The sequence below is a fragment of the Massilia sp. DWR3-1-1 genome (assembly GCF_049898325.1).
Taxonomy (GTDB): Bacteria; Pseudomonadota; Gammaproteobacteria; order Burkholderiales; family Burkholderiaceae_D; genus JAFCUW01.
Window position 1 is genome coordinate 1 of record NZ_JAFCXL010000013.1, and the last position, 19,124, is coordinate 19,124.

Consider the following 19,124-nt stretch of genomic DNA (forward strand, 5'->3'; position numbering starts at 1 on the left):
ATTCGGACGGACCTGCTTGCCTTGTGCCATGCTGCTCTCCCATCACGTTGGTGGAGCAGGTTTGACCTCAGCAATTCAAATCGGTTCGGGGTCGACCCACAGCAAACGGTGAAAGCGCCTTTTTTTTGGCGCTTTGATCGTCAGAGGTTGGTGCTGTCGGCAGGGCAGAATCCTTTCGGAAACTCCACATTCAACGGTGAGAACGTCGAGGATTCCAGGCGTGCCGAGATGGGGGGATTCGCAACGTGGGTCAACCTGGCATCGCCGCGAGCCACAATGATCTGCAACGAAGGCGGCGGCGTGGGGGGGCATGCTGCGATCAGGCGTTGCCGTATCGAATGCGCCACCTGCAGTTCCGTCATATTGGTGGCCGCGACGAGCATCAAGTGGATAGCATCGGCATTACTGAAGGCAAGAGTCTCGCCCTTGATCGCCAGGAACAGGCGGCCGATCACCCAGGCGGTACGCTGGTTGCCGTCGATGAATCCGCGGCTGGTGGCGACGCATCGGTGAAGGGGTGCACAATGAAAAAGGACCTAAGCAGCGTGAGCCACTTAAGTCCTTGATTTCAAAACACGAATTTTGGTGCGGCTGGCAGGAATTGAACCCACGACCCCTTGGTTCGTAGCCAAGTACTCTATCCAACTGAGCTACAGCCGCTGAAGCATGTATTCTAGCAGTTTCGTCTTGTTTCCGGAAGACCAAAATTTCTGGCTGCGGAGCAAAAACGGACTTGCCTGGTGTGCCGTTGCGGTGTTTTGCATCGGTACCGGAGAGCATGCATCTCCGAAGAAGCAGCATTGTACGGGGGAGTTCAGCGCTTGTCCAGTGTTGCGTTCAGGGTAATGATGTTTGCAGCAAAGATCGGCAAACAGTCGATCGGCTTGCCCCGTTCTGTTAAATTATCAGCCTGTCCACCAAGGAGCGCCGTTTCATGACCATCATCACCACCGTCGAAGATTTGCGCATTCTGGCCAAGAAGCGGGTCCCGCGCATGTTCTACGATTACGCCGATGCGGGCTCGTGGACCGAATCGACCTACCGCGCCAACGAAACCGATTTCGCCAAGATCAAGTTTCGCCAGCGCGTCGCCGTCAACCTGGCCGACCGCAGCCTGCGCTCGACCATGGTAGGGCAGGAGGTCGCCATGCCGGTGGCGCTGGCGCCGACGGGCCTGACCGGCATGCAGCACGCCGACGGCGAAATCCTCGCCGCCCGCGCCGCCGAAGCATTCGGCGTGCCTTTTACCCTCTCGACCATGAGCATCTGCTCGATCGAGGACGTCGCCGCGCACACCACCAAGCCATTCTGGTTCCAGCTCTACGTCATGAAAGACCGGCCCTTCATCGAGCGCCTGATCGAACGGGCGCGCGCCGCCAATTGCTCGGCGCTGGTGCTCACGCTGGACCTGCAGGTGCTGGGCCAGCGCCACAAGGACATCCGCAACGGCATGACGGCGCCGCCCAAGCTGACCGTCGCCAATATGATCAACCTGGCCACCAAGCCGGCCTGGTGCCTGGGCATGCTGGGCACCAAGCGCCGCTTTTTCGGCAACATCGTCGGCCACGCCAGCGCCGTCTCCGACATGTCCTCGCTGTCGGCCTGGACCTCGCAGCAGTTCGATCCGGCCATGTCGTGGGCCGACGTCGAGTGGGTCAAGCAGCGCTGGGGCGGCAAACTGATCATCAAGGGCATCATGGACCCCGAGGACGCCCGCCTGTGCGTTGAAAGCGGCGCCGATGCCCTGATCGTGTCGAACCACGGCGGCCGCCAGCTCGACGGCGCGCAGTCGAGCATCGAAGCGCTGCCGGCCATCGTCGACGCCGTCGGCGGCCAGATCGAAGTGCACATGGATGGCGGCGTGCGCTCGGGCCAGGACGTGCTGCGCGCCCGCGCGCTGGGCGCGAAAGGCGTGTATATCGGCCGCCCCTTCCTGTATGGCCTGGGCGCCGGCGGCGAGGCGGGCGTGCGCAAGTGCCTCGACATCATCCGCAACGAGCTCGATGTGACGATGGCGTTTTGCGGCCTGCGCGACATCAACCAGGTCGACCAGAACATCCTGTTGCCCGGTACGTACTAGCGCCCGGCTAGACGGGCGTGAGTAGGGGCCGCCCGGCGAAATGCGCGCACAGATTGTCCAGCGTGAGCTGGCCCATGGCGTGGCGCGTTTCCACCGTCAGGCTGCCGATGTGCGGCGTGAGCACCGTGTTGGGCAGCGCGCACAGGGGCGCCGGCACCTGTGGTTCAGCCTCGAACACGTCCAGCGCCGCCGCCCCCAGGCGGCCGTCGGCCAGGGCCGCCACCAGCGCCGTTTCGTCCACCAGCGCCCCGCGCGCGATATTGACCAGCACTCCCTGCGGCCCCAGCGCCGTGAGCACCTCGGCGTCGACGGCGTGACGGGTGGCGGCAGTGGCGGGCGCGGCCAGCACCAGGTAGTCGCTGCGCGCGGCCAGTTCCAGCAGCGAGGCGGCGCGTGGCGCGGCGACGCCATCGATGGCGCGCGGCTGGAAATAGGCGATCTCCATGCCGAACGGCGCCAGGCGGGCGGCGATGGCCTGGCCGATGCGGCCAAAGCCGAAGATGCCGGCGGTCTTGCCGCGCAGGCCGCGGGCCGGTTGCAGGCGCTCGCCCGCGGCCCAATCGCCGCGCCGCACATAGGCGTCCATCGCCGGCAGGCGCCGCTGCGCCGCCAGCAGCAGCAGCACGGCCAGGTCGGCGACGTCGTCGGTCAGCACGCCCGGCGTATTGCTGACCTGGATGCCGCGCGCGGCCAGGGCGGGCAGGTCGATGCGGTCGACGCCGACGCTATTGACCACCACCACTTCCAGCTGCGGCAGGCGGGCGATCAGGCCCGCATCGAGGCCCAGCGGGCCCACCGTCCAGACGGCGCGGATGCGCGCGGCGACGCTGTCGATCATGCGGCTGTGCTGCGATGCCGGCTGCTGCCACACGTGGTGGCAGTTGAACTGCAGGGCCAGTTGCGCCATGACGGCGTGCGAGGGGCTCTGGGCAAATACGAGGACGTCGGGTTTTGACATGGTCAGTGAAGGCGCGCGGCCTGCCCTCCTGTGATAATGGAGGACGATTATAGGCCCCTTGACGGCGGCGCGGCGGCATCAGCGCGTGCGCCGTGCCGGTCAGACGGGCAGGCCGTCCAGGTCGACCGGTTCGGCCTGCGCCACCCCGCAGCGCGCGAAGCGGAACGCCGACGACGCCGCATAGGCCGCCTTGCGTGCCCGCATGATCGAACCGAGCGGGCGGTGCGCGGCCAGCGCGTGCCAGGGACTAAAACGCATGCCGTCGTCGACCGCCTTCGACAGCGCCTCGCTCCAGCCGGCCTGCGGCGCGACCGTCAGGCGCGCCACGGCGACATACGGGCTCTGTTCCTGCGGCCAGGCCACCGTGCTGTCCTCGATCGGCATGCTCGACAGGCTGGTGCACAGCTGCACCCGCAGTTCCCATTCGCCACCGGCGCGGGCGAAGTGGGCCCGTACCGCATCGCGCAGGCCGTCGTGGGTGCCGTGCAGTTCGACCGCCGCCCCGGTCAGCGCCGTCAGCGCGGCCGACACGGGCGCCAGCGCCACCTTGGCCATGTAAGGCCCGTACAGGATCGGCGCCTGGCTGAAATAGGTGGCGCCCAGCGGATGGGTGGCCGGGTGGCCGCCCAGCGCGATCAGGGTGGCGCTCTCGCCGCCGACCGCTTCGACCAGCTGTTCGGCGCCCCGCAGCACCGCCGACAAGGCCACCTTCAGGCGCGGGGCGCGGTCGGTGGTGGGCGCGAGCAGCTTCAGGCTGGCGGCAAAGCGCTTGGCCGACGAGGCAGTAAACACGGGACTGTCGACCAGCACGAAATCCTGGGTGCGGTCGCTCTCGCTGCCGTCGACGCGCGCGCCGTCCACGCCGACGATCTTGATGGCCATGCCACGCGGGGTCGACACCTTGTCGTCGAGGATGTCGCCGGGCGAACTCGACAGGCGGGCCACCACCGGGTAGCTGCCCGGCCGGGCGAACAGGCCCTGCGCATAGGCCGGCGGCAGCGCGTCGGCCACCGTCAGCGCGCCGCGCAGGATGCCGTGCGACTTGGCGTGCACGCTGCGGATGGCGTGGCCGCCATCGGCATAGGTGGTGGTGTAAATGTGGTGCAGGCTGTGCAGGATGGTGTCGATGGTGGCGGCCTCGTCCTCCTCGGCCACTTCGCAGGAGGGCTGGTAGCGCAGCGGGGCGATGGTGTCGGCGTGGCGGATGTCCATGGCGGTGTCCGTTTCCCTGAAAATGCCGGCGGCGGCGCCCCGGTCAAGCTCACAAGGCTAGACCAAAGGGCGAAATTTCTGCGCATAATCGGCCGCAGAAGCGTCGGCTACGGCCCGCCGGCACCTCGAGCGGGCAGCTCAGGCAGGCGAGGGTGTCGCCGCCACATCGGCGCGCGCGCACTGGCGTCCCACCAGCCGGGCGTGCAGCAGGGCGCGCTGCGCGCCGGGATCGATGCGCCAGCCGATGTCGCCGCCGCTGACGGTGGCCACCGGCACGCCGTCGCGAAACAGCACGCGGTTGCCGGCCAGCGCAGGCAGCTTGTCGCCGGCCAGCACGCTGCCACACAGGTTCAGGGGATCGACGCCGGCGACCAGCACCAGGGTGCCGTTGGGCGCGCGGCGGCGCACGTCGCGCAGCAGGGGAATCGCTTCCGGCAGGGCGAACTGCTCGCCCGAAAAGCCGGCCACGAAGCGCCCGCCGCGGATTTCTCCGCGCGCTTCGAGCCGGTGATACACGGGCAGCAGCTCGCGCCACGTCGGCAGCCAGGCCGCTTCGCGTTCGAGCAGGCGCCAGAACACCACGCCGTAGCGGCGCAGCAGGGTCAGGGCGACCTGTTCGAGCGTCTCGGGCGGCAGGCGCCGGCGCGCACTGGCGGCGCCGGCCGGCTCTTCGGGGCCGGCTTCACGCCGCAGCAGCGCCCAGCGGCCCGCTTCTTCCATGGTCGGGCCGGCGCCGCGGCGGCGCTGCTTGTCGTGGCTGGCGCGCCGCGCCGCCGGCGCCAGCATCGCGCGCAGGCCGGCGAAGCTGTCGGCGTTGACCAGGCCCGTCGCCACCAGCTCGCCCAGCGCCTTTTCCAGTTCCACCGGCAGCATGTGCGCGCCCTGCTGCAGCTCGTCGATGAACAGCGCGCCGTCGCGCTGCAATTGGCTCAGTACGTGGGCGGCGCGGGGCGACAGGGTGGGCGGCCCCGTCGGCGTCGGCAGCGCGTGCCACAAGGCCAGCTGGCGGCGCGGCAGCAGCACCATCGGCGTGCTGCGCAAGGGGCCGCCCGCGGCCGCGCGCGGCGCGCCCACGCGCGCCCACACCAGCTTGCCGGAGCGGCACAGCGCGTCCAGCCACAGGATCGAATAGTCGCGCAGGCGCAGCGCCAGCAGGTCCGCCTCCCAGGCGCCGGCGGCCGCCTCCCAGCCTTCGAGCTGGGCCAGCACCAGCGGCAGCGCGTCTTCGCCGCGCAACTGGGTGGCCGCCGTCAGGTGCTGCCAGTCGAACAGGAAGCGCATGAAGTCGACCGCTTCGACCGGTTCGATGTCGCGCCGCAGCCGTCCGATGGTATAGCGGTGGATGCGCGCGAGCAGGTGGCGTTCGCACCATTGTTCGACCTGCACGCCGGGGCTGAAGCGCCCGCGCAGCAGATAGCCCTGGGCCTCGAGCGCGGCGGCGGCGATCGTCACCGTGCTCTCGGGCAGGGCCAGCGCGGCGGCAATCGTCGCCACGTCCTGCGGGCCGAAGCCGGACAGGCGCGCGCGCAGCAGTTCGACCAGCGCGGCGTCGCGCGTCCACGGCTGGCCGTCGTGGCCGGCGTGGCCGGGCGGGACGGCCAGCGGCGGCGTGGCCTGCGCCTGCGGGTAGACGGCGCGCACGCCGTCGAGCCGCTCCAGGGCCACCCAGCAATCGACGCCGGCGCCCGTCAGGCGGGTGGCGCGGCCGCCATCGGCCAGTTCGGCCAGTAGCGAGCGCCAGCCGTCCTCGCGCTGCGCTTCCTGCGCCGTGATCAGGCCCAGCGCCACCAGCGCTTCCTGCATCTCGTCGGCGTTGGCCGGCTGCGGCCAGGCCTGTTCGGCCACGCTGGCAATCGCCGCCAGGTCGAGCGCGCCCAGGTCGTCGGCCGAAGTGGGATCGGTCCAGCGGCGGCGCAGGACCGCCTGCGTGCGGCGCTCCTCCAGCGGGGCGTCGTCGAGAAAGGCGTAGGGGCGGGCGTTGAGAATTTCCAGCGCCAGCGGCGACGGCGCCGGCAGGTCGCGCGCCACCAGCCGCACCGTGCCCGCTTCCATCCGTCGCAGCAGCGCCAGCCAGCCTTCGCTGTCCATCGCCTCGTGCAGGCAGTCGTCGACGGTCTGCTCGACCAGCGGGTGGCTGGGCAGCTCGCGCTCGCCCACCAGGTTTTCCAGGCAGGCCGCCTGGTCGGGGAACACGGCCGCCAGCAGGTCGTCGCTTTTCATGCGCTGCAGTTGCGGCGCGACCTTGCGCCCGCCCGTAAAGCGGGGCAGGGCCAGCGCGGTGGTGGCGTTCCAGCGCCAGCGCACATTGAACAGGGGCGCCTCGAGCAGGGCCTGGATCAGCAGGTGCTCGGCGCTGTCGGCGCGCAGGTAGCGCCACACCTCGTCGAGCGCGAAACTGTGGCCCGCCGACAGCGACAGGATGATGGCGTCCTCGGTGGCGGCCGCCTGCAGCTCGAAATTGAAGCTGCGGCAAAAGCGCTTGCGCAGCGCCAGCCCCCAGGCGCGGTTGATCCGGCTGCCGTGGGGCGAGTGGATCACCAGCTGCATGCCGCCGCTGGCGTCGAAAAAGCGTTCCATCACCAGCGTGTCCTGGGTCGGCAGGCTGCCCAGCGCGGCGCGCGCGGTGGCCAGGTAGTCGGCGATCTGGTCGGCCGCGTCGACGCCCAGGCCCAGTTCCCCGACCAGCCAGGCGCGCGCGCGCGCCAGGGCGTCGGCACCGTCGGCGCCGCCGGCCAGCTGCTGCTCGATCGCGCCGCGCAGGCGCGCCACCCCCATCGACAGGGCGTCGCTGCGCCCGGGCGCCTCGCCCAGCCAGAACGGGATGTTCGGTGGCGCGCCGCGGGCGTCTTCGACACGCACCTTGCCGGCGTCGATCTTCAGGATGCTGTAGGAGGTATTGCCGAGCTGGAAAATGTCGCCCGCCAGGCTCTCGACGGCGAAGTCCTCGTTGACGGTGCCCACCGCGTGGCCTTGCGGCTCGAGCAGCACGGCGTAGTCGGCGTTGTCGGGGATGGTGCCGCCCGAGGTGACGGCGGCCAGCTTGCCGCCGCGGCGCGCGCGCAGGCTTGCGCTGGCGGCGTCGCGGTGCAGGTAGGCGCCGCGCTGGCCGACGCGGGTGGCGTAGCCGTCGGCCAGCATGCGCAGCACGGCGTCGTATTGTTCGCGGCGCAGGCCCGCATACGGCGCGGCGCCCCGCAGCAGCGCGAACAGGGCGTCTTCGCCCCACTCGCGGTTGGCCACTTCGGCGACGATGTGCTGGGCCAGCACGTCGAGCGGCGCGCGCGGCAGGCGCAGGGTATCGAGTTCGCCGCGGCGCACGCAGTCGAGCAGCGCCGCGCATTCGACCAGGTCGTCGCGCGAGGTGGGGAACAGGCGGCCCTTGGGCGTGCCGCCCACCTGGTGGCCGGAGCGGCCCACGCGCTGCAGGAAGGCGGCGATATTGCGCGGCGAGCCCACCTGGCAGACCAGGTCGACGTCGCCGATGTCGATGCCCAGCTCGAGCGAGGCGGTGGCGATCAGCACCTGCAACTGGCCCCGCTTCAGGCGCTGCTCGGCGTCGAGCCGGGTTTCCTTTGCCAGGCTGCCGTGGTGGGCCGCCACCAGTTGCGCGCCCAGCCGCTCGCCCAGGTGGCGCGCCAGCCGTTCGGCCATGCGCCGCGTGTTGACGAAAATGAGCGTGGTCCGGTGCAGCACCGCCAGTTCGGCCATGCGGTCGTAGACGCGCTCCCACACCTCGTTGGCCATCACCGCCTCCAGCGGCAGCGGCGGCAGTTCGAGCGCCAGGTCGCGCGCGCGCGCGTGGCCGACGTCGACGATGGCGCAGGCGCCGGCGGCGCCGACCAGAAACTCGGCCATGCGCGACAAGGGCTTCTGGGTGGCCGACAGGCCGATGCGCACGCTTTTACGCCCGCCCAGGCTGTCGAGGCGCTCGAGACTGAGCGCCAGGTGGCTGCCACGCTTGCTGGCGGCCACCGCGTGGATCTCGTCGACGATGACGGTGCGCACAGTGGCGAGCATGGCGCGCCCGCTGTCCGAGCCGAGCAGCACGTACAGCGACTCCGGCGTGGTGACGAGGATGTGCGGCGCGCGCCGCTTCATGGCGTTGCGCTCGGCCGGCGTGGTGTCCCCCGTGCGCACGGCGCTGCGGATGCCGTGCGGGGGCAGGCCCAGGCGCGCCAGTTGCGCGCCGATGCCGGCCAGCGGCGCTTCCAGGTTGACGCGGATGTCGTTCGACAGCGCCTTCAGGGGAGAAATGTAGAGTACCCGCGTTTCGTCCGGCAAGGGCGCCTCGCCGCTGGCGCGCACCAGCACGTCGAGCGCGGCGAGAAAGGCCGTCAGGGTCTTGCCCGAGCCCGTGGGCGCCGCCACCAGGGTGTTGCGCCCGCCCTGGATCAGCGGCCAGGCGCGCAGCTGCGCCTCGGTGGCAGTGGGGAAGCTGGCATCGAACCACGCCGCCACGGCGGGGTGGAAGTCGTGGCTGGCAGGGGTGGGGGCGCGCTTGCTCATCTCAGGCCCATATGCGGGCGCCGACGCGAACGACAAGCGGCGCGGCGCCGTTCAGTTCAATTTATGCGCAACTGCGCATAAATTAGAAACCCGTCTGTATCGGCTGGGTGTGGGTGACGGTGGGCGGGCCGGCGAAAAAGCCGCCGACGAGGGCGCGCCAGGCCTGGAAATCGGCGCTCTGGCGAAAGTGCACCTCGTGGTCTTCCAGCGTGGCCCAGCCGACCATCAGCACGTACATGTCCGGCTCCTCGATGCGCTGCTCGATGCGCATCGAGGAGCAGCCGCGCGCGCGGCGGAACAGGGGCGCGGCCTGGGCGACAGCGTTCAGGAAAGCCTCGCTGGTGCCGGGCTGGATGCGGATTTCGGCGAATTCGGTGATCATGGGGGAGCCTGTCGGTGGTTGGAATGAACAGCAGCTTATCACTACGCCGGGGTATGCGGGCGCGTCAAGATTGCCGGATGATCAATAGTCGATTATGCTCGACGCCTGCCCCCACCAACAATGGCCAGCCATGAAAATCAGCCTGTACCACGATGGCGCCGTCGGCGTCGACGGCCTGCTGTTCGCCTCGGCCGCGGCGGCCGAATCGACCCTGCGCCGCCATGCGCAGCGCGCCTTGCACCTGGCGTTCGAAGCGCCGCACGACTACAACGCCATCGGCACGCTGATCTACATGGTGCAGCGGCTCGGCCTGGCCAGGGGCGCCGGTGCCGGTGCCGGTGCCGTCATTCCGGGCGAGCCGGTCGATCCGCGCCCCGCCGGACTTCCGCTGGCGCGCAAAAAGCGCCTGACCTTCTGGGGCGCCCACGACGACGACGATTCGCTGCCGCTGGACGTCATTGCCGGCCGCAAGAGCGTCACCGCCGACACCGTCGAGGCCTACTACCAGCCTTACGGCCCGTTCGGCGACGGCAGTTATGCGCCGGGCGAGCTGATCGAAGTGTACGACCTGCGCCAGCGCCTGCGCTGCATCATCCGCGCCACCAAGGTCTACACCATCAAGTGCGGCGCCATTCCCGAGGAGGTCTGGCGCGGCGAGGGCTTCGACAGCGCCGCGGCCTTCCTGCAGTGCCACCGGGAGGCGCTGACGCCGCTCGAGCTGCACGACGAGTTCGAACTGGTCACCCTGCATTTTGCGCTGGTCGACGTCATCCCCGTGGACGCTGAAGCGCCTTAGACTACGTTGGTGGGCGCGCCGGCGACGAAGGCCTCGATATTATCGACCAGCATATCGGCCAGGGTTTGCATGGCCCCCGCGCTGGCCCAGGCGATGTGCGGGGTCAGGATGAAGTTCGGCTGGTCCAGTTCGAGCAGGGGATTGCCGTCGGTGGGCGGCTCCTTCGTCAGCACATCGAAGCCGGCGCCGCCGATGGTGCCGGCCTTGAGCGCAGCGGCCAGCGCCAGTTCGTCGACCAGCCCGCCCCGCGCCGTGTTGATCAGCAGCGCGGTCGGCTTCATGCTGGCCAGTTCGGCCGCCCCGATCATGTGGCGCGTCTTGTCGTTCAGGGGCAGGTGCAGGCTGATGACGTCGGCCGTGGCGAGCAGTTCGGCCAGCGGCAGCGTGCTGACGTCGGCGTCGGCCACGGGTGAGCGCGAGCTGACCACCACCTTCATGCCGAAAGCGCGGCCGATCTGCGCCACCCGCTGGCCCAGCGCGCCGTAGCCGACGATGCCCAGCGTGCTGCCGGCCAGGTCGGCGATCGGATGGTCGAACAGGCAGAACTGGGGCGCCACCTGCCATTTGCCGGCGGCGACGTCGGCGCTGTAGGCGGCCAGGTTGCGGCGCAGCGCCAGGATCAGGGTGAAGCAGTGCTCGGGCACCGACACGAGCGAATAGTTGCGGATGTTGGCGACGACGATGCCGCGCTCGCGGCAGGCGGCCAGGTCGACGATGTCGGTGCCGGTGGCGGCCACCGCGATCATTTTCAGGTCCGGCAGGCGGGCGATATCGGCCGCGCGCAGGGGCACCTTGTTGGTAATGGCGATGGTGGCGCCGGCCAGGCGCGCGGCCGCTTCGGCGCCGGTGCTGGCCGGGTAGTCGCGCCACTGGTGGGCGAACGAGGGCGCGCGCACGGTGGCGGGCAGGCTGTCGCGGTCGAGGAAAACGATCTGGTGCATGAGTTACCCTATTCTGATGCCCTTATGCCGCTTGGCGGACTGGCGATTTAAGTTCGAACCCGGGGTGCGACAGGAACAAGTCGGCCACCCATTCTACAAACACGCGCACCTTGGCCGACAGGTGGCGATTCTGAGGATATACCACATGGACGGGCAATGGTGAACTGGTCCAGTCTTCCAGCAGCAATTCGAGCGTACCCTGGGCCAGGTGCGGGGTGACGGCGTAGCTGGCCATCTGGATGATGCCCAGCCCGGCCAGGCCCGCGTTCATGTAGGCGGTCGAATCGTTGACGGCCAGGCTGCCGGGCAAATCGATCAGCAGTTCCTCGTCGCCGCGCACGAAATCCCAGCCGAGCACCTTGCCCGTCTTCGATGAAAAATAATTCACGCAGACGTGCTCCGACAGCTCCCTCGGGTGCAGCGGGCGGCCGTGGCGGGCGATGTAGGCGGGGGTGGCGGCGGTGACGAAGTGCAGCACGCCGACGCGCCGCGCGATCAGGTTCGAGTCCGGCAACGCGCCGCCGCGGATGGCGCAGTCGATGCCTTCCTCGACCAGATCGACGGTGCGGTCGCCGCAGCCCAGTTCGAGCATGACGTCGGGATAGCGGGCGAAAAAGTCGGGCAGGGCGGGGATCAGGATGTCGTTGGCCACGCCGGTGGCGACGTCGATGCGCAAGCGCCCGCTGGGACTGGCGCGGTTGCGCGAGAGCGCTTCCTCGGCGTCGCGCACGTCGCCCAGGATGCGCAGGCAGCGCTCGTAATAGACGGCGCCGTCCGAGGTCACGCTCACGTGGCGCGTGGTGCGGTGCAGCAGCTTGGCCGCCAGGTCGTTCTCGAGCGCCGATATCAGGGTCGACACGGTCGCCTTGGGCAACTGCATCTGCTCGGCCGTGCGGGTAAAACTGCCCGTGTCGACCACCTGGACGAACACTTCCATTGCTTGTAGTTTGTTCATTTATTCCCTCATTGTTCATGGATCTGAACAATCAATTCAGTTTCACCCTATTTATCGGATTGTAGTCGATGTTTATACTGGCCGTACTGGATCAAAAGAGCCAGCAATGAATTGAGCAGAGTGGGAGAACGATCATGCGCTTTAAAGACGCCTTTATTACCGGACTTGCCCTGGTGCTGAGCCTGTCGACCTTGACGGGCCTGGCCTATACCGAGCAGTTCCAGCAGGCCGCGCGCATCGAAGTCGGTGGTTTTGACGCACTTGCACATGATCTGTTCGACCAATCCGAGCTTGCCCGCGCCGACCAACTGGTGGTGAGCAAGCAATGAATACACCGTCCAATGTCGTGGATTTTCCACAAGTGACGGTGCGTGACATGCAGGTCGGCGGCGCCGACGGCCTGCTCGCGGCGCGGCTCTACAGCCATGCGGCCGGCCGCGAAACGAGTGGCAAGGCGGCCCGCCAGGACACCCTGATGGTGTTCTTCCACAGCGGCGGTTTCGTCGGCGGCAGCATCGATGACGGCGACGTCTTCCTCAGCCACCTGTCCGACGAGAGCAGCAACGTGGTGGTGCTCTCGTCGAGCTACACGCTGGCCACCGTCAAGCCGTTTCCGGCGGCGGTGGAAGACGCCCACGCGGTGCTGTTGTGGGTCAAGAAGCACAAGGCGCGCCTGGGCTGGAGCGGCAAGCGCCTGGTGGTGGCGGGGATCGAAGCGGGCGCCAACCTGGCCGCCGTCTGCGCGCTGATGGCGCGCGACCGTGGCGGCCCCGCGCTGGCCGGCCAGATCCTCATCATGCCGATGCTCGATCCGGCGCTGACGACCTGCTCGATGCGCGAAGTGCCCGCCGATGACGGCATGGCCGATGTGGCCAGCACCTGCGCCGCCAGCTACCGCGGCTACCTGCCCAATCCGGCCGACCGCACCCACCCCTACGCGTCGCCCCTGCAATCGAGCCGCCTGAAAAACCTGCCGCCCGCGCTGGTGCTGTCGGCCGAAGACGACCCGCTGCGCGACGAGGCCGAGCAGTACGCCGCCAAGCTCGCCGCCAACGGCGTCACCACCACCCTGAAGCGCCTGTCGCCGGCCCCCTTGCAGGACAGCGGCGCGCGCAACGATTGCGCCTGCAAGGCTGCGGCGCTCAGTGAAATCGGCCGCTTCCTGGCCGCCCTCGATGTTTCACCGGATGCTTCCGAGGAGACCGATATGGCTTCCAACCCGCCCAGCTAAATCATAGCGCCTCGTTCGAGGCGACCGCCGTGCCAATCTGACCGTCCGACCGGCTTCCTGTGCGAAGCCCGGGGACGGCTATTCGCCGGCATTTAATAGTTGCCTTTTTTGCATGCCTTCGGGTGCGCAGGCCGTCGTCTTGCCGGTCGCTTTGCTTCACCTTTGTATCAGCCGATTTTTTTCAGTACCCATCTTCACCAACACCAGGGAAAACAACATGACAAGCCCACACCACTCCAGCCGCAGCTTTCTCAACCTGACGCCGCTCGCTGCCGGCGCCGCCCTCCTGGCGCTGGTCCTGTCGGGCTGTGGCCCGGACCAGCCGGCCCAGGCGGCCGCCCCGGCCGCCGCCGGCGGGCCGCCCGTCACCGCCGCCCTGGTGCTCGAGCGCCCCGTCAACGAGACGCAGGAATTTTCCGGCCGCCTCGAAGCGGTCGAACGGGTCGACATCCGTGCCCGCGCCAGCGGCTTCATCACCGCCGTCCACTTCGAGCCGGGCAGCCTGGTGAAAAAGGGCGACGTATTGTTTACCATCGATGCGCGGCCGTTCCAGGCCGAGGCCAACCGCGCCGAGGCGTCGGCCGTGTCGGCGCGCGCCAAGGCCGACCTGGCGCGGCTGGAACTGACCCGCGCCGAGCGCCTGCTGGCCGACAAGGCCATCGCCCAGCGCGAGGTCGATGAAAAAGGCGCGAGCCTCAAGGAGCTCGACGCCAACGTGCGCGCCGCCCAGGCGCAGCTGGAAGCGGCCCGCCTGAACCTGGCCTACACCCGGGTCACTTCGCCCATCGCCGGGCGCGTCTCGAAAGCGGAAATCACCACCGGCAACCTGGTCGACGGCAGCGCCATCCTCACTTCGGTGGTGTCGAACAAGGACATCTACGCCAGCTTCGACGGCGACGAAGAGACCTATCTGCGGGTGGCCCGGGTGGCGCAAAAGGGCGCCCCGGTGGTGGTGAAAATCGGCCTGGCCAACGAGGAAGGCTTCCCGCACCAGGGCAAGCTGCAGTTCGTCGACAACCGCCTCGACGCCGCCACCGGCAGCGTGCGCATGCGCGCCAGCTTCGCCAACAGCGACAACACGCTGGTACCGGGGCTGTTCGCCCGCGTGCAGCTGTCGGGCGACCCGGCGGCCAAAAAAACCGCGACGATGATCGCCGACCGCGCCATCGGCACCGACCAGAACCGCAAGTTCGTCTTCGTCGTCAAGGCTGACAACACGGCCGAATACCGCCCCGTCACCCTCGGCCCCATGGTCGACGGCCTGCGCGTGGTGAGAGACGGCGTCAAGCCGGGCGAAAAAATCGTCGTCAATGGCCTGCAGCGCGTGCGTCCGGGCGCGCCGATCACCGCGCAGCTCGTGCCGATGCAGGACGACGTCAAGGTCGCCCCGGCAGCGGACGTCAAGGTCGCCGCCAAAGCGACCAATAACAAGGAATAAGAACATGAACTTCTCCAAATTTTTCATCGACCGGCCGATTTTCGCGGCCGTCCTGTCGGTCATCATTTTCGTTGCCGGCCTGCTGTCGATCTTCGCGCTGCCCGTCTCCGAGTACCCGGACGTGGTGCCGCCATCGGTGGTGGTGCGCGCCCAGTACCCGGGCGCCAATCCCAAGGTGATCGCCGAGACGGTGGCGGCGCCGCTGGAAGAGCAGATCAACGGCACCGAGGGCATGCTGTACATGGCCTCGCAGTCGACCGCCGATGGCGCGCTGGCGCTGACCGTGACGTTCAAGGTCGGCACCAACGTCGAGCAGGCCGAGACGCAGATCCAGAACCGCATCGCGCGTGCCTTGCCGCGCCTGCCCGAAGAGGTGCGCCAGATCGGCGTCACCGCCGTCAAAAGCTCGCCCAATCTGACCATGGTGGTCCACCTGGTCTCGCCCAAGGGACGTTATGACGATGTCTACCTGCGCAACTACGCGGTCCTGAACGTCAAGGACCAGCTTGCGCGCATCAACGGCATGGGCGACGTCCAGCTGTTCGGCGCCGGCGACTACGCCATGCGCATCTGGCTCGACCCGCAAAAAGTCGCCGCCCGCGGCATGACCGCCAACGACGTCGTCGCCGCCATCCGCGAGCAGAACGTGCAAGTGGCCGCCGGCGTGGTGGGCGCCTCGCCGTCGAAAGACGCCGAGTTCCAGATGACCGTCAATACCCAGGGCCGCCTGTCGACCATCGAGGAATTTGGCGCCATCATCGTGCGCACCGGCAGCGACGGCGCCATCACGCAGCTGAAGGACGTCGCCCGCGTCGAACTGGGCGCGAACTCATATGCGCTGCGCTCGCTGCTGAACAACAAGTCGGCCGCCGCCCTCGCCATTTTTGAGGCGCCCGGCTCGAACGCGCTGCAACTGTCGGCCGATGTGCGTGCCAAGATGGCCGAACTGAAGAACGACTTCCCCGAGGACGTCGACTTCAGCGTGGTCTACGATCCCACCCAGTTCGTGCGCGAATCGATCAAGGCGGTCATCCACACCCTGCTCGAAGCGGTGGCGCTGGTGGTGCTGGTGGTGATCGTGTTCCTGCAAACCTGGCGCGCCTCCATCATTCCGCTGGTGGCCGTGCCCGTGTCGATCATCGGCACCTTCGCCGTCATGCTCGGCTTCGGCTTTTCGATCAACACCCTGTCCCTGTTCGGCCTGGTGCTGGCGATCGGTATCGTCGTCGATGACGCCATCGTGGTGGTCGAAAACGTCGAGCGCAATATCGAAGCGGGCTTGAACCCGCGCGAGGCCACCATCCAGGCGATGAAGGAAGTCAGTGGCCCCATCATTGCCATCGCCCTGGTGCTGTGCGCCGTGTTCGTGCCGATTGCCTTCGTGTCCGGCCTGTCGGGCCAGTTCTATCGCCAGTTCGCGCTGACCATCGCCATTTCCACCGTGATCTCGGCGTTTTCCTCGCTGACCCTGTCGCCGGCCCTGGCCGCCGCCCTGCTCAAACCGCACCACGCGCCGAAAGACGCCCTCACGCGCGGCATGGACAAGGTATTTGGCCGCTTCTTCGGCTGGTTCAACCGCTTCTTTGGTCGCACCTCGGTGCGCTACGAGCGCGGCGTCAATGGCGTCCTCAAGCGCAAGACGCTGTCGGTGGCGGTGTACCTGCTGCTGGGCGTGGCCGCCATCTTCATGTTCAAGGCGGTGCCGAGCGGCTTCGTGCCGGCCCAGGACAAGCAGTACCTGATCGGCTTTGCCCAGCTGCCCGACGCGGCCACCATGGAGCGCACCGACAAGGTGATCCGCCAGATGACCGACGTCGCCGGCAAGGTGCCGGGCGTCGAATCGTCGGTGGCCTTCCCCGGCCTGTCGATCAACGGCTTTACCAATGCCTCCAACGCCGGCATCGTGTTCTACACCTTGAAGCCGTTCGACCAGCGCAGCGGCAAGGGCCTCGACGGCGCCTCGATCGCCGCCGAGATCAACAAGCGCCTGGGCGGCATCCAGGACGCGTTCATCATGGTGGTGCCGCCACCGCCCGTCAACGGCCTGGGCACCACCGGCGGCTTCAAGCTGATGCTGGAAGACCGCGGCAACGTCGGCTACGACGAGATGTACAAGGCGGTCCAGGCAGTGCAGGGCAAGGCCTGGGCCGACAAGAGCCTGGCAGGCGTCTATTCGAGCTTCCAGATCAATGTGCCGCAGCTGTTCGCCGACGTCGACCGCACCAAGGCCAAGCAGCTCGGCGTGCCGCTGGCGACCATCTATCAGACCTTGCAGATCAACCTCGGTTCGCTGTATGTGAACGACTTTAACCAGTTCGGCCGTACCTACCAGGTGCGCGTGCAGGCCGACGCGCCGTTCCGCTCGAAGCCGGAAGACATCGCCCAGCTCAAGGTGAGAAGCGACAAGGGCGAGATGATCCCCCTGTCCTCGCTGATGCGGGTGAAGGACAGCTATGGCCCGGACCGCGTGCAGCGTTACAACGCTTACGTCTCGGCTGACATCAACGGCGGCGCCGCCCCCGGCGTGTCGTCCGGCCAGGCCCAGGCGGCGATGGAAAAGATCGTCAAGGACGTGCTGCCCAAGGGTGTTAGCTTCGAGTGGACCGAGCTGACCTACCAGGACATCCTGTCCGGTAACACGATGATCTACGTGTTCCCCCTGTGCGTGCTGCTGGTGTTCCTGGTGCTGGCGGCCCAGTACGAGAGCTGGACGCTGCCGCTGGCGGTGATCCTGATCGTGCCGATGTCGATCCTGTGCGCCCTCGTCGGCGTCAAGCTGACGGGCGGCGACAACAACATCTTTACCCAGATCGCCCTGTTCGTGCTGGTGGGACTGGCGTCGAAAAACGCCATCCTGATCGTCGAATTTGCCCGTGAACTGGAAGACCATGGCCGTACCGTGGTGCAGGCGGCGCTGGAGGCCTGCCACCAGCGTCTGCGGCCTATCCTGATGACCTCGATCGCGTTCATCATGGGCGTGGTGCCGCTGGTGTTCTCGCACGGCGCCGGCGCCGAAATGCGCCACGCGATGGGTGTGGCGGTGTTCGCCGGCATGCTGGGCGTGACCTTCTTCGGCCTGTTCCTCACCCCCGTGTTCTATGTATTGCTGCGCACGCTGGCCAAGCGCTTCGACAAGGCCGTTCCCGTCGCCCCGGCGCCGCTGATCGCGCCGCTGGCCCCGACGATTGAAGGAGTTCATTAATGAGCAATAAATTCGCCCTGGCGCCCATGCTGGCGCTGTTGATCCTGGCCGGCTGCTCGAGCACCCCCGCGCTGAAAGCGCCGATGGTGCCGGTGCCAGCCGCCTACAAGGAAGCGGCCACCCCCGTGACCGCCGCCGATGGCAGCGCCTGGAAAGTGGCGCAGCCGGCCGAGGCCGCGCCGCGCGGCCAGTGGTGGCTCGCCTTTAACGACGCCACCCTGACCGGCCTGATTGCCCAGGCCACCGAAGCGAACGCCAACCTGGCGGTGGCGGCGGCCCGCGTCAAGCAGGCGCGCGCCCTTGCCGGCATCGCCAGCAGCGAGCGCAGCGTCCAGGTGGGCGCTGGCGTCAACGCCCAGCGCGCGGGCAGCCCGTCGCAGCCGGCGGCGAGCACCTACCAGGGCCAGCTCTCGGCCAGCTACGAGGTCGACCTGTTCGGCCGCATCGGCGCGGGCGTCTCGGCGGCGCAGGCCGACGCCGACGGCGCCAGCGCCAGCTACCGCTCGGTGCTGCTGTCCTTGCAGGCCGACGTCGCCCAGACCTATTACCGGATCCGCGCCCTCGACGCCGAACTGCAGACGCTGGCGCGCGCCACCGACCTGCGCGCGCAGAGCGTGAAGGTCAACCAGAGCCGCTTCGACCATGGCGACATCGGCGAATTCGACCTGGTGCGCGCCAGGACCGAGCTGGCCGCCGCGCGTGCCGAGGAAATCGGCCTGCAGCGCCAGCGCGTCACGCTCGAGCATGCGCTGGCGGTCTTGCTGGGCAAGCCGGCGGCCGCCTTCAGCGCCGGCGCCAATCCCCTGCTCGATGCCGGCGTCTTGCCGGTGATCCCGGCCGGCTTGCCCTCGCAGCTGCTCGAGCGCCGTCCCGACGTGACCGCCGCCCAGCGCGCCATGGTGGCCGCCAATGAACGCATCGGCGTGGCGCGCGCGGCCATGTTCCCTTCGCTGGGCCTGTCGGCTGCCGGCGGCGGCGAATCGGTGGCGCTGTCGAATGTGCTCAAATTGAGTGGTCAGTCGTGGCTGCTGGGTGCGCTGCTGTCGATGCCGGTCATTGATGGCGGCCGCAACAAGGCCAATATCGCCCGCAGCGAAGCGGTGCTGGAAGAGTCGGTGGCGGCGTACCGGCAAAATGTGCTGGTCGCCTTCGCCGAAGTGGAAGACAACCTGGCCGGCCTGCGCATCCTGGCGGGCCAGTCCGAGCAGGTTGACGCCGGCGTGGTGTATGCGCGCCGCTCGGCCGACCTGGCGCAAAAGCTGTACGACGCGGGCCGCTCGAGCTACCTCGACTTGCTCGACGCCCAGCGCAACCTGGCCTCGGCCGAACGCAATGCGGCCCAGTTGCGTGGCAACCAGGCGGTGACGACGGTGGCGCTGATCCGCGCGCTGGGCGGCGGCTGGAGCGTCGTCCAATAAATAAT

14 protein-coding genes and 1 tRNA gene are annotated in these 19,124 nt (G+C 68.3%); 7 read left to right on the top strand and 8 right to left on the bottom strand.

Going from position 1 to position 19,124, the window contains the following annotated elements; all coding sequences use genetic code 11:
- Positions 1-140: 140 nt before the first annotated feature.
- Positions 141-455, bottom strand: a complete 315-nt coding sequence (locus tag ACP7EY_RS14765) for a hypothetical protein (protein WP_426194835.1) — start codon at positions 453-455, stop codon at positions 141-143.
- A 128-nt stretch (positions 456-583) separates the two neighbouring features.
- A tRNA-Arg gene (locus tag ACP7EY_RS14770) sits at positions 584-660 on the bottom strand.
- A 274-nt stretch (positions 661-934) separates the two neighbouring features.
- Between ACP7EY_RS14770 and ACP7EY_RS14775 the strand changes: the two genes are divergently transcribed.
- Positions 935-2,080 carry an alpha-hydroxy acid oxidase gene (locus ACP7EY_RS14775; protein ID WP_426194837.1) on the top strand — a complete coding sequence of 382 codons (1,146 nt, stop codon included), beginning with the start codon at positions 935-937 and terminating at the stop codon, positions 2,078-2,080.
- A 7-nt stretch (positions 2,081-2,087) separates the two neighbouring features.
- Here the strand turns inward: ACP7EY_RS14775 and ACP7EY_RS14780 are convergent, their stop codons facing one another.
- The 4 genes from ACP7EY_RS14780 to ACP7EY_RS14795 all read right to left on the bottom strand — a co-directional run bounded on the left by ACP7EY_RS14780 (position 2,088) and on the right by ACP7EY_RS14795 (position 9,138).
- Positions 2,088-3,038: a 2-hydroxyacid dehydrogenase gene (locus ACP7EY_RS14780; RefSeq protein ID WP_426194839.1), complete on the bottom strand. Its 951-nt coding sequence runs from the start codon at positions 3,036-3,038 to the stop codon at positions 2,088-2,090.
- A gap of 99 nt (positions 3,039-3,137) precedes the next feature.
- The gene (locus tag ACP7EY_RS14785) at positions 3,138-4,250 is read right to left on the bottom strand and encodes a catalase family protein (protein WP_426194841.1); all 1,113 of its coding nucleotides are present in this window, start codon (positions 4,248-4,250) and stop codon (positions 3,138-3,140) included.
- A 138-nt stretch (positions 4,251-4,388) separates the two neighbouring features.
- Positions 4,389-8,756, bottom strand: a complete 4,368-nt coding sequence (locus ACP7EY_RS14790; protein WP_426194843.1) for a DEAD/DEAH box helicase — start codon at positions 8,754-8,756, stop codon at positions 4,389-4,391.
- A gap of 82 nt (positions 8,757-8,838) precedes the next feature.
- Positions 8,839-9,138, bottom strand: coding sequence for a putative quinol monooxygenase (locus tag ACP7EY_RS14795; protein ID WP_426194845.1), 300 nt, complete (start codon positions 9,136-9,138; stop codon positions 8,839-8,841).
- A 130-nt stretch (positions 9,139-9,268) separates the two neighbouring features.
- On the opposite strand from ACP7EY_RS14795, the gene ACP7EY_RS14800 reads away from it, so the two are divergent.
- A complete protein-coding gene (locus ACP7EY_RS14800) occupies positions 9,269-9,934 on the top strand; it encodes an ASCH domain-containing protein (RefSeq protein WP_426194847.1) in 666 nt (221 codons plus the stop codon).
- Here ACP7EY_RS14800 and ACP7EY_RS14805 read toward each other — a convergent pair.
- Entirely contained in the window at positions 9,931-10,875 is a 945-nt protein-coding gene (locus ACP7EY_RS14805) for a D-2-hydroxyacid dehydrogenase (protein WP_426194849.1), read from the bottom strand. The genes ACP7EY_RS14800 and ACP7EY_RS14805 overlap by 4 nt on opposite strands.
- Before the next feature lie 22 nt (positions 10,876-10,897).
- Positions 10,898-11,830: a LysR substrate-binding domain-containing protein gene (locus tag ACP7EY_RS14810; protein WP_426194851.1), complete on the bottom strand. Its 933-nt coding sequence runs from the start codon at positions 11,828-11,830 to the stop codon at positions 10,898-10,900.
- A 134-nt stretch (positions 11,831-11,964) separates the two neighbouring features.
- Here ACP7EY_RS14810 and ACP7EY_RS14815 point away from each other — a divergent pair, with 134 nt between their 5' ends.
- From ACP7EY_RS14815 to ACP7EY_RS14835, 5 genes are all read left to right on the top strand, one after another.
- On the top strand, positions 11,965-12,159 hold the full coding sequence (locus ACP7EY_RS14815; RefSeq protein WP_426194853.1) for a hypothetical protein: 195 nt from the start codon (positions 11,965-11,967) through the stop codon (positions 12,157-12,159).
- Positions 12,156-13,061: an alpha/beta hydrolase gene (locus ACP7EY_RS14820; RefSeq protein WP_426194855.1), complete on the top strand. Its 906-nt coding sequence runs from the start codon at positions 12,156-12,158 to the stop codon at positions 13,059-13,061. The genes ACP7EY_RS14815 and ACP7EY_RS14820 overlap by 4 nt, the downstream gene beginning before the upstream one ends.
- Positions 13,062-13,278: 217 nt before the next feature.
- On the top strand, positions 13,279-14,499 hold the full coding sequence (locus ACP7EY_RS14825) for an efflux RND transporter periplasmic adaptor subunit (RefSeq protein ID WP_426194857.1): 1,221 nt from the start codon (positions 13,279-13,281) through the stop codon (positions 14,497-14,499).
- A 4-nt stretch (positions 14,500-14,503) separates the two neighbouring features.
- Positions 14,504-17,701 carry an efflux RND transporter permease subunit gene (locus ACP7EY_RS14830; RefSeq protein ID WP_426194859.1) on the top strand — a complete coding sequence of 1,066 codons (3,198 nt, stop codon included), beginning with the start codon at positions 14,504-14,506 and terminating at the stop codon, positions 17,699-17,701.
- A complete protein-coding gene (locus ACP7EY_RS14835; protein WP_426194861.1) occupies positions 17,701-19,119 on the top strand; it encodes an efflux transporter outer membrane subunit in 1,419 nt (472 codons plus the stop codon). Before ACP7EY_RS14830 ends, ACP7EY_RS14835 begins: the two co-directional genes overlap by 1 nt.
- Positions 19,120-19,124 lie beyond the last annotated feature (5 nt).